13 protein-coding genes are annotated in these 14,797 nt (G+C 47.3%); 6 read left to right on the top strand and 7 right to left on the bottom strand.

Annotation, left to right across the window (positions count from 1 at the left end; all coding sequences use genetic code 11):
• Window positions 1-60 precede the first annotated feature (60 nt).
• Both LG368_RS06820 and LG368_RS06815 read right to left on the bottom strand, forming a co-directional pair.
• Window positions 61-882 (bottom strand): substrate-binding periplasmic protein, encoded by an 822-nt coding sequence (locus LG368_RS06820; RefSeq protein WP_226753986.1) that lies wholly within the window; start codon window positions 880-882, stop codon window positions 61-63.
• Between the two features lie 82 nt (window positions 883-964).
• Complete coding sequence (locus LG368_RS06815; RefSeq protein ID WP_226753985.1) at window positions 965-3,088, bottom strand: transglycosylase domain-containing protein; 2,124 nt, start codon at window positions 3,086-3,088, stop codon at window positions 965-967.
• 336 nt (window positions 3,089-3,424) lie between these two features.
• Here LG368_RS06815 and modA point away from each other — a divergent pair, with 336 nt between their 5' ends.
• The 3 genes from modA to modC are packed head-to-tail and all read left to right on the top strand — an operon-like array spanning window position 3,425 to window position 5,982.
• Window positions 3,425-4,174 carry a molybdate ABC transporter substrate-binding protein gene (gene modA, locus LG368_RS06810; RefSeq protein WP_226753984.1) on the top strand — a complete coding sequence of 250 codons (750 nt, stop codon included), beginning with the start codon at window positions 3,425-3,427 and terminating at the stop codon, window positions 4,172-4,174.
• A gap of 9 nt (window positions 4,175-4,183) precedes the next feature.
• Window positions 4,184-4,879 (top strand): molybdate ABC transporter permease subunit, encoded by a 696-nt coding sequence (gene modB, locus LG368_RS06805; RefSeq protein WP_226753983.1) that lies wholly within the window; start codon window positions 4,184-4,186, stop codon window positions 4,877-4,879.
• Window positions 4,876-5,982, top strand: coding sequence for a molybdenum ABC transporter ATP-binding protein (modC, locus tag LG368_RS06800; RefSeq protein WP_226753982.1), 1,107 nt, complete (start codon window positions 4,876-4,878; stop codon window positions 5,980-5,982). Before modB ends, modC begins: the two co-directional genes overlap by 4 nt.
• Before the next feature lie 115 nt (window positions 5,983-6,097).
• Here modC and LG368_RS06795 read toward each other — a convergent pair whose 3' ends face one another.
• Entirely contained in the window at window positions 6,098-6,709 is a 612-nt protein-coding gene (locus tag LG368_RS06795; protein ID WP_338086309.1) for an OmpW family outer membrane protein, read from the bottom strand.
• 290 nt (window positions 6,710-6,999) lie between these two features.
• Here LG368_RS06795 and LG368_RS06790 point away from each other — a divergent pair, with 290 nt between their 5' ends.
• Window positions 7,000-7,884 carry a carboxylate/amino acid/amine transporter gene (locus LG368_RS06790; RefSeq protein WP_226753981.1) on the top strand — a complete coding sequence of 295 codons (885 nt, stop codon included), beginning with the start codon at window positions 7,000-7,002 and terminating at the stop codon, window positions 7,882-7,884.
• Window positions 7,885-7,994: 110 nt separating this feature from the next.
• Here LG368_RS06790 and LG368_RS06785 read toward each other — a convergent pair whose 3' ends face one another.
• Entirely contained in the window at window positions 7,995-8,711 is a 717-nt protein-coding gene (locus LG368_RS06785) for a YccT family protein (protein ID WP_226753980.1), read from the bottom strand.
• Between the two features lie 626 nt (window positions 8,712-9,337).
• On the opposite strand from LG368_RS06785, the gene LG368_RS06780 reads away from it, so the two are divergent.
• Entirely contained in the window at window positions 9,338-10,297 is a 960-nt protein-coding gene (locus LG368_RS06780) for a glucosaminidase domain-containing protein (RefSeq protein WP_226753979.1), read from the top strand.
• A 153-nt stretch (window positions 10,298-10,450) separates the two neighbouring features.
• Window positions 10,451-12,370: a beta-ketoacyl synthase gene (locus LG368_RS06775; RefSeq protein ID WP_226753978.1), complete on the top strand. Its 1,920-nt coding sequence runs from the start codon at window positions 10,451-10,453 to the stop codon at window positions 12,368-12,370.
• A gap of 96 nt (window positions 12,371-12,466) precedes the next feature.
• Here the strand turns inward: LG368_RS06775 and LG368_RS06770 are convergent, their stop codons facing one another.
• From LG368_RS06770 to LG368_RS06760, 3 genes are all read right to left on the bottom strand, one after another.
• Window positions 12,467-12,883 carry a hypothetical protein gene (locus tag LG368_RS06770; protein ID WP_226753977.1) on the bottom strand — a complete coding sequence of 139 codons (417 nt, stop codon included), beginning with the start codon at window positions 12,881-12,883 and terminating at the stop codon, window positions 12,467-12,469.
• 81 nt (window positions 12,884-12,964) lie between these two features.
• Entirely contained in the window at window positions 12,965-13,837 is an 873-nt protein-coding gene (locus LG368_RS06765) for an SDR family oxidoreductase (RefSeq protein WP_226753976.1), read from the bottom strand.
• A gap of 50 nt (window positions 13,838-13,887) precedes the next feature.
• Window positions 13,888-14,658, bottom strand: coding sequence for a TatD family hydrolase (locus tag LG368_RS06760; RefSeq protein WP_226753975.1), 771 nt, complete (start codon window positions 14,656-14,658; stop codon window positions 13,888-13,890).
• Window positions 14,659-14,797: the final 139 nt, after the last annotated feature.

The following is a 14,797-nucleotide window of genomic DNA, read 5'->3' as shown; positions in this document are numbered from 1 at the left end:
GTCTTCTGTCGAGAGGCTGAGAAACGGACTATAAGTTATCTAAAAGCCGGTTTTGTTTCATTAAGAACCGGCCTTTAACCCTTTACTGTACGCTCGCCATTGCGCCATACCAGTCTCCATCGCTTGATCGTTAAAGCCATCGGCGACCATGTCAGCCAGCGCTTGTGCAATGTTCTGTTTTACCATTGCGTTATTGCAAGGTGAGTGTTTCGACAGCGTCAGGTACAAACCTTCGCTGCTCACGGAGGGCGACACCGCCACTAGGTTATTTGTCAGCCCAAGTAAACTGGCGTAAGCGTAGGCGGGATTTTTCTCGTATAAAACATAATCAACACGTTTTGCAGACAACATACGCAACGCTTGCGACAAACTGGCGACGGATATCATGTTGAGATTCTGCTCTGCAAACTGGTCAAACGCCTGCCCAAAACTGTTATTGATCACGCTCACCCCAAGCTTTCCTTTTAAATCGCCCTGTTGATGATAGGGAAACCTCGCCTCAATGTTCTGCCAGACCACACTCGTTGTATAGAGCATAACCGGCGTAAAGTAATCCATGTAATCACTGCGCTCACGGGTATAAAAAGCCCCTGCCATTAAGTCTACACGCCCCTGCTCTACCTCATATTGAGCACGTGACCAAGGCCCAGTATGAATCACGCGTATGGCGATGCCGGTTCGCCGACTTAATTCGTCTAGGATAAGGCGATTAACGCCCTTCAGCACTAAAGGGGCGTCCTTAGATCGCCATAAAAATGGAGGGTATTCAGAGTTTCCCGTTGCCGTCAGTTCATTGCACGAGTGTGTTGGCACAGCGTCTTCAGCAAGAAGCACACTGGGAAAAAAGAAGAACATGATCAGTAAACCATGTAATAAGCGCATTTTAAGCAACCCCCTAGCCAAACACTGCCAGTCAAAAATAATTGTAAAGGCTAACGAAGAACCCTGCTCTTATCAATACGCTTTAAAATCCCCAAAAACAAGAGCGACTGTCTTTTGGCTCTGTGCCGATCACGAACGCCAAGGGGGTCTTCTCTTCACAACGTTCACCCGCCAGCTCAAACGTTTCCTTTAAAACATCATAACGCGCCGCGCCTTTTGGTAAAGACATAGGAATGGAAGATTGTGCCACCTGTCGCGTGAAATCAATCCATACTTTTTGCGCGCCACTGCTGCCGGTAATGCTCAGAGGCACATTGTCATCGTCACCCAACCAGACCGTCGACGCATAATCTCCGGTAATCCCAACATACCAACTGTCCCTTTGCTGATTGGTGGTGCCGGTTTTGGCCGCAAAACGCAAATTAGGAAACGCCGCTTGCGCTGCTCGAGCCGTGCCTATTTGAGGTGTTTTTGTCATGCCATCCAGCGTCACCCCAAGCAAAGCATCGGTAAAAGGCACTCCTCTTTGCTGATCAAAACGCTTAATAAGTCGGTCGCCTTGATCCATCACGGCCAATACAACGCCAAGTTCACTGCTTTTCCCCTGAGAAGCAATCGGCTGATACAGGCGAGACACCTCAAAGGGTGATAACTCCAACGCGCCTAATGCGACAGATGGCAACATGGTAAAAGGGCGTTTCACCCCCAATTGACGCAAGGTATCTCCCACCCGGTCAAAACCAATTTGCTCAGCCAATGAGACAGTCGCTAGGTTGTACGACTTCGCCATGGCTTCATAAAGATGGACCGTGCCGTGGGTTTTACGGTCGTAATTTTCTGGCTCCCAGATTTGCCCATCTAGATTAAAACGCAGGCGCTTATCTTCTATTTGGCTCCACCAGGTGTAACGCCCCGTCGCCAAAGCCGATAAATACAGAGGGGGCTTCACCAGAGAACCAATGGGACGCACCGCCCCAAGTGCTCGGTTAAATCCCGTGTAATAATCGCCACTGGACCCCACCACCGCGCGCACCTGCCCCGATAAGCGGTCAGTCACGACCATCGCACCCTGTAAGCCTTTTAGCTTACCATCACGCTTTTCCAGTGCGGCCACTTGACGTTGCATGGCAACGCTGGCGGCTTGCTGCGCTCGAATATCAACACCGGTGTAAATGCGTAGGTTTTGCGTCGCTAAGCGGGTCTCATCAAAGTCTCTCGACAGTTGCATGGCAACCAAATCAAGGTAATCGCCATACACCGAACGTTGCTTTTGTTTGTTTGCCAAGCGAATGGGTTGTTTGATCAGGCGCTGATAGTCTACCTCGGTTAAACGCCCCTGACTTTTTAGCACCCCCAACACCACATTACGGCGCTCTTTCGCTCGCTTCGGCGAACGCGCTGGATTGTAAAGTGAAGGGCCCTTGACCATCCCCACTAAAAGCGCGAATTCATCAAGGTTAAGTTCATCAACAGGACGACCAAAAAAGTGCTGACTGGCTGCGGCAAAACCGTGCAAAGCGCTGTTGCCCAATTGTGCCAAGTACACCTCATTAATATAGGCGGTGATAATCGCCTCTTTTGAATAGTGATACTCAAGCAACAGGCTCATCACCACTTCGGTAAGCTTACGCGTATAGGTTCGCTCAGAACTCAAATACATGTTTTTCACCAACTGCTGCGTTAAGGTCGATCCCCCTTGACGCCTTGAACCGTGAGTGAAGTTGACCACCACCGCGCGCGCAATCCCCGTTAGCGAAATACCCCAATGCTGATAAAAATCTTGATCTTCTACCGCCACCAAAATATCCATCAAAGCGGATGGAATATCCTCGTGGGTGAGAATCTGACGACTTTCTGTATTCCCGCCGTAAAGGTAACCAATACGCTGCGGTTCCAGTTGTGCTTGAGCCACTAAATCGCCGCTCAGCGTTTCTATTTGCAAACGGTTATTAGGAAAAGAGAAGATGCGTCTTTCACTTTCATGAAAGCCCAAATGATCCACGTAAGCACGCAGATGCGCACTGACTTTTGTTTGGCTGCGTGCCGCCCAACCCACTTTTTGACTGTTGCGCCCAAAACGATATCCCGCGTCTTCCAGTAATCGCTCTAGGTCTTGTTTCTTCCAAGGCGCTCCGCTGACTAGGGTCGTAGGGGCACTGTATACTTCAGAAGGCACTTGCCATTTTTGACCTTCAAACCGGCTCACTACCTGGCCATTAAGCCACCACACCCAACCCGCAAAGGGTATACTCGCCAGTAATCCAATAATCAGTAGCCATTTAAAACAGACACGGAAAAGTCGCTTCAAAAAGGAAGATTTGGGCTTTTTTTTCTTTCTGGTTGACGATTTACGCGGTGATTTTGCAGGGGGTCTTTTAGCCATAGTGGGCAAGTATAAGGAGCTTATTCATTACAGGCAACGGCTCAAAAAAGAACTGACTCAATTCTTACATATTGACTCGCTTTTCTTCCCCCCTTACATTGTTTTTAAGATATTGTATTTTCAACGCTACTTTAGGAAACGTCAGTTTAGGGACAAACCATGAGATACAAAAATGTTGCACTGTTCGTATTCACCACGATTGGGCTTACTTTCGCCTCAACGTCACTGCTGGCCGCTCAACTTAAAGTGGCCGTCGCCTCGAATTTTATTAGCCCGATCAAACAACTTGCCGACGAGTTTGAAGCGGAAACCGGCCACACCTTGCAACTGTCTTTTGGGGCCTCGGGTAAGTTTTATGCACAAATTAAAAACAACGCTCCCTACGATCTGTTTTTATCGGCAGATATGATGAAACCCCATCAGTTGGTTCAAGATCAGCTTGCTCTGCCGGAAAGCTTGACCATTTATGCTAGGGGCAAGCTGGTGTTGTGGTCGGCACAGCCCATTCGTGCAGACAGTTTGGAAAGCGCCTTACTGCAAGCCAATCGCGTCGCCATTGCCAGCCCTAAACTCGCGCCCTATGGTAAGGCGGCAGAAGAAGTATTAACCCAACTTAACATGTGGACCGATACTCAGCGCAAACTGGTTCAGGGGGAAAGCATTGGCCAAGCCTATCAATTTGTCTACTCGCAGAATGCGGATATCGGTTTTGTTGCCCTATCGCAAGTGTTAGCGGGCAGCACCAAAGGCGACACAAAAGCGATCCCCAGTTCGCTTTACAGCCCCATTCATCAAGGCGCTGTTATTGTGTCGCGTTCTGCCAACATCGACGCAGCAAAAACCTTTCTGGACTTTTTAACGCGTCCTGACATTCAGGCCAAGATCCTTGATTTTGGGTATGCAGAATAGGGTTTCATCATGTCGCTCAGCGCAGAAGATATGGACGCCATCTGGCTCACTCTGAAACTCGCAAGTCTCGTCACCGTCTTACTAATCATTGTCAGTACGCCCATCGCGTGGTGGCTGGCTCGAACGCGCTCTTGGTTAAAAGGCCCTGTTAACGCCATTGTCGCCATGCCACTGGTGCTCCCCCCCACCGTGTTGGGTTTTTATTTGTTAATTTTTCTGGGACCTCAAGGGGCGATGGGGCAATTTCTTCTGTCTTTAGGGTTATCGCCGTTACCCTTTAGCTTTGAAGGGTTGGTGGTGGCCTCCATGCTGTATTCTTTGCCCTTCGTTGTTCAACCTATTCAAAACGCCTTTGCCGCTATGGGTTCTCGACCACTGGAGGCCGCCGCGACCTTGCGCGCTTCCCCTTGGGACGCGTTTCTCCACGTGGCCCTACCCTTAGCCAAACCTGGGTATTTAAGCGCCGCTGTGCTGGGCTTCGCTCACACTGTTGGCGAGTTCGGTGTGGTGCTGATGATAGGGGGCAACATTCCCAATGAAACCCGTGTTATTTCTGTGCAAATTTACGATCACGTAGAGGCATTGGAATACGGTCAAGCACACACCTTGTCTCTGCTGATGATGGTGTTTGCTTTTACCATACTCGCTTTACTGTACAGTGTGCAGAAACGCCATAACACCACCACAAGCAGTAGCTGGTTATGAAAAATACGCTCTCTTCTTCATTACAAGTACGCCTATCTTTACAACGTGCCGCTTTTTCTCTGGCGGTAGACGTACAGCTTCCTAACCAAGGGGTTACCGCGTTGTTTGGTGCCTCAGGATCGGGGAAAACCACTCTACTAAGGTGTATTGCTGGGCTGGATTCTACGCCAGAGGGTTTTATCGGTTTAAACGAAGAAGTATGGCAAAACGGAAAGCGTACCCTGCCCGCCTACAAACGCCCGATCGGTTATGTCTTTCAAGAAGCTAACTTATTCCCCCATCTTACCGCTCAAGATAATTTGGCGTTTGCCATGAAGCGTGCAGGACCAGATAGCGAGGTGATTACCTACGACGACGTTGTAGAACTGCTCAACATAAAAGGTATTTTGTCCCAGTACCCACATCAGCTGTCAGGCGGTGAGCGTCAACGCGTTGCTATGGCGCGGGCTTTGTTAATTCAACCCAAACTTCTATTGATGGATGAGCCTTTATCGGCCTTAGACGAGGGGCTAAAACAAGATATCCTGCCCTACCTTGAAACGCTGTGTCAGCGCGCTCAAATCCCCATTCTGTATGTAAGTCACTCTTTAGATGAAGTGATTCGCTTAGCTGATCATATCCTTGTATTAGAGCAAGGGCGTGTTGTCGAACAAGGCGACACAGCGTCCCTACTCGGTCAATTAGGCACCTCTTTTTCAAAACATCAAGACGCCAGTGTGGTGATATCAGGAGTGGTAACACAACAAACGCCTGAATGGGGGTTGTCTTGGTTAGCGTTTGGCGAAGATGACCTTAACCAACAAACCATCGCCTTCACTCAAGGCAAAGAGCAACGTGGCGACACCGTCAGCTTACGGATCCAATCAAGGGACGTCAGTTTGTCGCTCAGCGAGCAGGAAAACTCCAGTATTCTCAACCGTTTAGCCGGCGTGGTGGATGAGATAGAGACAGACCTCAGCGACAGCAGTCGAGTGATGGTACGACTTCTTGTCGCACAAACACCCATATTGGCGCGTATTACGGCGCTGTCTGCCCATCGCTTATCCCTAAAAAAAGGTCAAAACGTGATCGTACAAATCAAATCCGCGGCGCTACTGCGCTAATCTGTTCACTTCGATCCTTTTTGACAGTGAGGAACACCGCGCAAAGAAACAGCGTAAAAAAAGGCCTTGATGTGAACACCAAGGCCTAATAAAGAGGCGTGAAAATTAGAGCGGATTAAAAAATGTAACCCACGCTCGCCATAAAGGTCAGTGGATCAATGTCCGTTTCAAGCGTGCCAACTGCAGTATGAACATCAGTATTGATGTCCATGTACCACAAGGACGCGTTAGCAAACCAGTTGTCCGCTACGTTCACATCGACACCCACTTGAGCCGCCAAACCGAAAGAATTATCTAAGTTGACGTCCGTACCATTTAGATCGCCCTTACCTTCTTCGTCAAAGAAAATAGTGTAGTTCAAACCGGCACCCACATAAGGACGAACCTTGCTATTGGACTGGCCAAAGTAATATTGCGCCATCACAGAAGGTGGCAAGTGAGAAATTTCGGCGACTTCACCAAGACTGCTAGTAGAGACCGAATGGGTAAAAGGTGTGGCCGCTAGCAATTCCACACCAAATTGATCGGTTACCATGTAAGTCAGTGTCAGGCCAATTTGTGTATCGTTGTCAATGTCCAGTTCATCTCCGCCTACCTCATCGCTGCTTTCATTAGGCATAACCGTCGCAAGACCAGCGCGAACAAAAATATCACCCGCATCGTGTGCCATCACAACAGAAGAACAAAGAGCAGAAACAAGGGCTACAGGAAGTAAAGCTTTCATCATCGAATCCTTTTTGGTCAGTGAAATTAATCTGTGAGCAAAAGGTATCAGGGGCATGTTTTAATTTATTAATCTAGATCAAGGTTTCACAAGGGGAGACGCTTCAAATTGCTTCACCAAGGGGATACGTCAAACAATGATCAATTAACGAAAAAATCCTTATTCCCTAACCACACTCATAAAGGTCACTGCAGACCCACTAGTAAACCAAAATAAAATACCGAGTAAACTAATTTACCCTTTTCTAAAAAATCGGTACTATGCGCAGCATAATTTTAAATAGGAAAACACACATGCCAATTTTGATTGCTGTCACACTTTTATGGGCTTTTTCTTTTAGTCTTATTGGGGTGTATCTTGCTGGGCAGGTCGATGCTTGGTTTTCTGTTCTTATGCGCGTTGCACTCGCTACCATGGTATTTTTACCCTTTCTAAAGTGGCGTCAGATTGAAGCCAATATCGCCATCAAACTAATGGTGTGTGGTGCCTTGCAACTTGGCATCATGTACGGGTTTTATTACCAGTCTTTTTTGTATTTGTCCGTACCAGAAGTCTTGCTATTCACCGTGATGACGCCATTATATGTCACCCTAATTAACGATATGCTGGATCGTCGCCTCAACATTGGCTTTGCCATCAGTGCACTGATTGCCATTTTGGGCGCCGTGGCGATTCGCTACCAAGGCGTCGACGAAGGCTTTATCAAAGGCCTGATGATTGTGCAAGGGGCTAACCTTTGCTTTGCCGCAGGGCAAGTCGGTTACAAACGCCTCATTGCGAAACAGCGTCCTGATTTACCACAACGTACGGTGTTTGGTTGGTTCTTCCTTGGCGCATTGGCGGTAGTGATTCCTTGTTACCTCGCTTTAGGCAATCCAGATAAACTGCCAACCACTGGCCTGCAATGGGGCATTTTAACGTACCTTGGTATCGTCGCTTCAGGATTGGGCTACTTCGCTTGGAATAAAGGCGCCACCCTAGTCAACATAGGCACCTTGGCAGTGGCCAACAATTTGCTAATTCCTGCAGGCATTATTGTTAATGTGCTGTTTTGGAACCGAGACGCAGACATTGTTCGATTAAGCATCGGCGGAGGGATTATCTTGCTGGCTTTATGGGTGAACGATAAGTTTAACCAAAGATGGCAGGCCAAAGCAGAAGCAAACGCCGTAAGCTAACCTGTATTCCTTCTCATTATGAAGTGCTCACCCATCGTGGACTAATCTCCCATCATGAAATGCCCCCAATCGTTGAACAACCAATATTGGGGGAGTTTGAAAGGCGCTCTTTACTCAATCACCCAAGCACGAAAGGCTTTTCTGTCTTGGGTGCTGGCTTTTTTAAACCAGAACTGTCCCATTTCTAACTGAATGTTGTAGACGCTTGAGGTTTCTCGCTCATCAATCATCCAAACACTCAACGCTTTACGTGTTGCACTGTCTGAACGGTTAAACCAAAATTTTAACATATCCAAGGCAAGATCATTTGTTGTCACCGCAGGCGCGGGTACTGGACCTGGTCCAGCCGTTTCAGGCGTCTCGGTTAAACGTGACACTTCCTCCAAATAGTCTCGGGTATTTTGAAAACCGGATTGAGTCGCTAAGAGATTTTGCTGATAGGCCGCTTCCTTGCCAGTCACCTTGTCTACAATGGTGAATTCTGGCGCCTCCTCGTTGGCTTCGGCTTGTCTTTCCGTTGAAATATACGGTGCTTTTAAAGTAAGTGCGGTGTTGTCATCAAACTCTAAATCCAACACAACCGGTTCTGATTGAAACGATAAAGTGTCGTCGCCACTGCGCAACAACTTATTAAAACGCACTACGATTTGGTGGCCACCCGCGTCCACCTCCACTTTAAAGTCATTACCAAATTGTCTCGCGCTTTCAAGATCCACATACATAATCTCAAACGACCGAGGCACTTCAAAAGTGGCCGCCACCGTCGGCATCGCCAAGCTTGCTAAACAAGCAACGCCCAGCGTCGCTACCTTCTTCATTTGTTTCATCAGACACTCCAAGTCAATGGGACGGTTAACACCGAAAATACATTTTAAGCAATGTAACACAGCCCCTCTCTTGAAAGATCAAATGACCCATTCATTCACGGCAGTTACTCGGTTTTGTCTTTTTTGGGGGAGACAATTACACTCTAGCGCCCTATTCATGCCTATTTTTAGGCATAAAAAAAGGGAGCCGAAGCTCCCCATTTCCCCTCGTAACAGAGACCTCATGACTATAGGCATTCATCATTAGGCTAACTGTTACACCACGTTGGCACCGTGATTGCGATGTGACTCGTCTAGACATCACATACATCAATGTTCTGTATCAATGCTGGCAATTATAAACGGGTGAAAACACAGCGCAATAGGTGTGAGCAAAAAACCTGACCGATCGTTTAATTTATTTCCCCTCTTTCTGTCTATAATTCGTAAAGAACCTCAGTAAATGGCCGAAAAGAAGTCAACGATAAGACTAAAAGCCTAGACCAAAACCTATCAAAGCCAACCGATTTTCAGGATAATGGAAACATTCACGTTGTATTGCATGAGGTTAATGTTTGATTGTGCTCAGTACATCAGGCAAAAAACATAGGCTACATTTTATACTATTATTGGATTTGTGATTATTTATGGAAAAGAAAATACTCTGGATTGTCTCCTTCGCTGTCATCATTATTCTATGGATGAAAGCAGGACCATCAAAAGACGCTGTCTCTCCTTCTGCGCCCGTTAGCAAGCAAGGTGACGAGCAAAATAAAGTGGCTCCCAAAAAGGTCGAGCCAAAAGCCAGTCAAGCGGCTGACAAAGCGCTGACCAGTAAAAAAGTCGAGAAAACGCACTCAAACGAAGAAGACGTCACCGAAGACGAACAAAACTACTTCAAATCTCACCCAGTGAATAAAGGCACGCCTGACTTTGCAGCCATCACAGACGTTAAAACGCGCAAGAAGGCGTTTTTTGAGTTTTTAACGCCGTTTGTAAACGAGAAAAACACCCTGATTTTAGAAGATAGAAAACGTTTGACGACGTTACTGAACAAGGTTGATAAGCTATCGCAACAAGATAAACAATGGATTTCCAAGCGACGTAAGGACCAAAGGCTCGACGTGTTGGAAAAGTATACAAAAGAAGACATCAACGCTCTATTGAATCGTTTGGACATTATTCCGGTTTCCCTTGTGCTAGCCCAATCGGCTAACGAATCGGCGTGGGGAACGTCTCGGTTTGCCACCCAAGGCAACAATTTTTTTGGACAGTGGTGCTTTCGCAAAGGGTGTGGTCTTGTGCCTGAATCGCGTGACAGTGACGCCGACCATGAGGTGCGCAAATTCAATGACGCACGTGAGTCTGTCTTTGCCTACATTGATAACCTGAACACCAATGCCGCGTATAAGAAGCTCAGAGCCATTCGACTGGCACTACGAGAAGCACAACAAACCATTACCGGACTTGAACTGGTTCATGGCTTGGAACATTACTCGGAACGTGGTCAAGCGTATGTCGATGAGATCGAAGGCTTGATCAATTACAACAAGCTTTGGCGCTTCAACCGCAACTCGGAGCAAACACCCTCCACTGAAGAGCGCTAAAAAACCGTGATAGCAATGGAATTTTATGGCCCAAACTCACAGTAACTGTCGGCTATGGCTGTAAAATTCCTTTTTATAAGGGGTAGCTAAGCGTCAGCCCCTTCATTACAATACCGTAATATTTTTACCCACTCATAAAACGAGGAAATTCAATTGGCCCGTTTACCTGTTATTGTTGGCTTTGGCGGAATCAATTCGGCTGGGCGTACTTCTTCACATCAAGCATATCGCCGCATTGTCTTAGATCTTCTTCCAAGCTCAATCCAGCAGGACGTTTTATTGGATCTTGCCACTATCACGAATATGGCCGAATACAAAAACGGCCTATGGCACACCCCCAGTGGCGAATCGTTAGATGCTCCGGCTCTAATCGACAGCATTGGAGAATCACTGCTCGCGCGCACCTTGATTCGTCGTATTCACCCAGAGCTCTTTGATGTCGACCATGTTGTTTTGCACAAATCGGCCACCTTGCATGCGGATGAAGGCGAGGAGCAGCTTAGTTTCACGGTAAAAACACGCTCTTTACCAAAAGATCGTCCGACGAATTGGCACGTATCCGATGTCTCTGACACGCTAAGCAAAGTGGTTGTCGAAGGCAGTTTAGAAACCTTTATCAAAGACACCCGTCCTCTTTCTGTTAAGGCAGCAGGACAATTGCCCACTGGCTTTGATCCTTCCAAACTGTATCAGAGCCGTAATCACCCTCGCGGATTACAAATGACCGTATACGGCGCTTCTGATGCCATTAAAAGCAGCGGTATTGATTGGGAAGTCATTCGCAGTAAAGTCGCTCCTGACCAAATGGCGGTTTACGCTGCCAACTCAATCGGTCAGATGGACGACCTTGGCTTTGGCGGCATGCTTAAGTCAGCACTGATCGGCAAACGCACCACCTCTAAACATTTGCCGCTGGGCTATGCTCAAATGCCTGCGGACTTTGTCAACGCTTACTTACTTGGCAGTGTGGGGAATGTCGGCACCTCAATTGGCGCCTGCGCGACCTACTTTTTCAACTTAGAAAAAGCCGTTGACGGCATCAAGTCTGGGAAATTTCGTGTTGCTATGGTTGGTGGCAGCGACGCCCCTATCACCCCTGAAGTGATTGAAGGCTTCCGCACTATGGGAGCTCTGGCCGAAGACACGGCATTATTGGCACTGGATCAGCTCACCAATCAAGCAGAACCCGATCATACAAGAAGCTGTCGACCTTTTGGCCAGAACTGCGGCTTTACGATAGGGGAATCCAGCCAGTGGACATTACTGATGGACGATGCGTTGGCAATCGAACTGGGCGCACAAATCTTTGGCGCTGTTCCAGCGGTCTTTTCCTACGCGGATGGCCATAAGAAATCCATCTCAGCCCCGGGTATTGGTAATTACCTGACCATGGGCAAAGCCATGGCTTACCTAAGAAATATCATTGGCCAAGAAGGCTTAGCAGAGCGCACCTTTATTCAAGCGCACGGCACCAGTACACCACAAAACCGTATTACGGAATCCCATGTATTGAGCAAAACCGCCACCAGCTTTGGTGTCAAAGCCATGCCCGTTGTGGCCATGAAGGCGTTTCTTGGTCACTCCCAAGGCACGGCAGGCGGTGATCAACTGCATCTTTCACTGGGTGTATGGCAAGACGGCATCTTACCAGGCATCACCACGTCTCACGCGGTGGCCGATGATGTTTATCAAGAAGGACTTAAGTTCCAGTTAAAGCATCAGGATTATGGCAAAGAGCATTTCGCTGCGGCTTTACTAAACTCAAAAGGCTTTGGTGGCAACAATGCTACGGCGGTCTTGCTGTCACCACAGCAAGCCATGACCATGCTTGAAAAGCGCTACACTCCTGAACAGATGAACGAATATCAGGCGAAAAAAGTGGGTGTTATGGCGGAAGCAGAGTCTTATAATCAGGCGATGATTCGTGGTGAAACCTTGCCTGTGTATAAATTTGGCTTCAATGTGTTGGGAGGAGAAGAACTAACCATCACAGACAAAGAAATACATTTGCCAGGTTACGACTTGCCTGTTGATATGGTCATGGAAAACGACTTTCAGGACCTCAGCGAGTAACATCGCCTTGACTGTCAGGCTATTTTTTACGGTCACTCTTCCCAGCTTATCGGCTTAAACGGATAAGCTGGGAAGACACTTGATAAAGATCTATGATCAGGTTTTGAAAATCAGTCTTGAAGAAGGCCAGATCGGCAAAATAATCGCCGTAACAAGCGTACTGATGCCACCATAAGACACAAGATACAAGGTATCGGACTCGCTAATATTCAAATGTACCCCAATAAATATGTAATTAGGCAACACCACGAACAGCCACACACCAATTACCAGAAAAAAGCCCCCTAAAGACGACCCTCCTCTCATTCTTGCCAGCAACCAAGCAATAAAAAATACATAAGCCAACGCAGAGCCTGCAAACAAGCCAGCCACGATAAAAGAAGGTGGATTTAAACCGTCGCCCAATGATGATGTTGGCGACAACGAAGCCGGAAGGGAAATATACCAGACAGCCCCAATGATCAACTGCAGAACAAACACCAGCAGTACCGCTTTATGATTTATCTTGTTCACATTAACGCCCTCGTTTTACCCTCACTCTTAAACATATCCATATACTATTACTGTTCGTTTACCCGCCCGTATTTCTAATGATTAACTGGCTTTATACAACTCTTTCACCAGATTCCTGAGTTTAGAGCGCCATGGTCTTTGCTTGATACCAAAATGGTTAAACACTTTTCGGCAAGACAACGACTGCCTCTGCATCACCTGAGTACTTTGCTCTTCTGGAGAAACATCACTGATCACCTCAACTTCCACCTGTGCTTTGGGATCAAACTGATTGGAAGTAGCCAGAATGGCTTCAACAAGGTGCAGCCAACTTATCTCTTCTGCACAACAATAATGGTAAACGCCGGCATTCTTTGAGCCATAATGTCCTTGGTTCACCATAGACAAAATAACTCGCACCAAATCCGAGACGGGGGTAGGACTGCCAATCAAGTCATCTTTATAAGCAAGGTTAACACCATCTTGAATCAGCCCAAGTGTGCGGCAAACGAAATCATCGCCTTTCCCACTGAACAACCAGCCTGTACGCAATACAATATTATTCGGGTGTTTCAACACAACGGTTTCGCCGTCAATTAACGCCTGTGCATAGGGCTCTGTACTGTTTGGCACATCCGTTTCAGCATAAGGCGCCCCTTTATCACCGGCAAAAACACGGGCGCTGCTTAACATGATCAGCGGTGCTTTGGCTTGCTCACTCAAATAACTTAACGTGCTTAACAGTTTTCGGTAATCACTTTGCAAAGCGTGACGCAAACTTAAGGCGTCGATCACCACATCAAACGCCATGGCGTCTAACTCTGCTCGTCGACTTGGATCAAGTAGTACAGACTCTTCTGGGCACAACCATTCAAATTCTTTTTTGTCTTTCGACAAGCTTAATAAAGATGACCCGACTTCTGTACCACTTCCCAAAAGTAGCACGCGAATAGGCGCGTTAATATCTTGTGTCATAATCAAGGCTATCCTTTATTCCACTTAGCACGTCCCGTTATGTGCATGGCTTAAGAATGCCAAGTCGGGAAAACGCGTAATAAATTGTTGTATGTTTGAGTGGCAATCTGCTCGACGCTCTCTTCTCTTATAGCACTTACAGCGTGTGCAATTAAGGGAATAGAAAGCGGAGTGTTTAGTTGCCCTTGATACCCCATGAGTGGCATATCGGGCGCGTCTGTTTCCAGTACAAAAGCCTGTTTGTCCAACCCAGCTAAGACTCGATGTGCTTTTTTCGCCCTCGGATAGGTAACAGTACCGCCTATTCCCAGCACAAAGCCCAATGCAATAAACCGTTCTGCCTGCACCAAACTGCCGTTAAAAGCGTGCACCACCCCACCCTGCTGAAAGTTAAGCGCTCTTAGGCACGCCAACACCTCATCGTAACTCTTCCTAGCATGGAGAATCACTGGCAATGACAACACTTTTGCCATGCTCAGCTGCCGTCGAAAAAAATCCAGTTGAATCGACTTATCCACGGCACCGGGCCAATAATCTAACCCTATTTCCCCTACCGCAACGGCGCTCGCTTGCTCGCAGTGCTCCCCAATCAAGTCAATGGCGTCCAGACTCTCTGACGCTAAAAAATAAGGGTGCAAGCCATAAGCGACACGCCAATAAGGGTAGTTCTTTGCCAACAAAGCGAGATTTGACCAGGTTGAATAACGGGTTGCAGGCACCAAAAAGCCGGAAATATTTTGTTCTAAACAACGTGCCATCAAGCGGTCGCGATGATCATCAAATACACTAAAGTCTAGATGGCAGTGGCTATCAATAAACATACAAGAAAGAGTACATGATTTACCGGATAAAGTAACATTTATACTATGCACAGACACAAAAAAACCGCGCTAATTGCACGGTTCTTTCTAACACTTTCACTTATACCTTAGCGACCTAGGTTACCAAAGTATGATAACC

The organism is Marinomonas algarum, assembly GCF_020532605.1.
Classification (GTDB): domain Bacteria; phylum Pseudomonadota; class Gammaproteobacteria; order Pseudomonadales; family Marinomonadaceae; genus Marinomonas; species Marinomonas algarum.
Note: the sequence above shows the minus strand (reverse complement) of the source record. Positions and strands in the feature narration are given on the sequence as shown.

Coding starts and splice junctions, on each gene's coding strand:
- LG368_RS06820 (WP_226753986.1), bottom strand. CDS start 882: ATGCGCTTATTACATGGTTTACTGATCATGTTCTTCTTTTTTCCCAGT.
- modA (WP_226753984.1), top strand. CDS start 3,425: ATGAGATACAAAAATGTTGCACTGTTCGTATTCACCACGATTGGGCTT.
- modB (WP_226753983.1), top strand. CDS start 4,184: ATGTCGCTCAGCGCAGAAGATATGGACGCCATCTGGCTCACTCTGAAA.
- modC (WP_226753982.1), top strand. CDS start 4,876: ATGAAAAATACGCTCTCTTCTTCATTACAAGTACGCCTATCTTTACAA.
- LG368_RS06795 (WP_338086309.1), bottom strand. CDS start 6,709: ATGATGAAAGCTTTACTTCCTGTAGCCCTTGTTTCTGCTCTTTGTTCT.
- LG368_RS06790 (WP_226753981.1), top strand. CDS start 7,000: ATGCCAATTTTGATTGCTGTCACACTTTTATGGGCTTTTTCTTTTAGT.
- LG368_RS06785 (WP_226753980.1), bottom strand. CDS start 8,711: ATGAAACAAATGAAGAAGGTAGCGACGCTGGGCGTTGCTTGTTTAGCA.
- LG368_RS06780 (WP_226753979.1), top strand. CDS start 9,338: ATGGAAAAGAAAATACTCTGGATTGTCTCCTTCGCTGTCATCATTATT.
- LG368_RS06765 (WP_226753976.1), bottom strand. CDS start 13,837: ATGACACAAGATATTAACGCGCCTATTCGCGTGCTACTTTTGGGAAGT.
- LG368_RS06760 (WP_226753975.1), bottom strand. CDS start 14,658: ATGTTTATTGATAGCCACTGCCATCTAGACTTTAGTGTATTTGATGAT.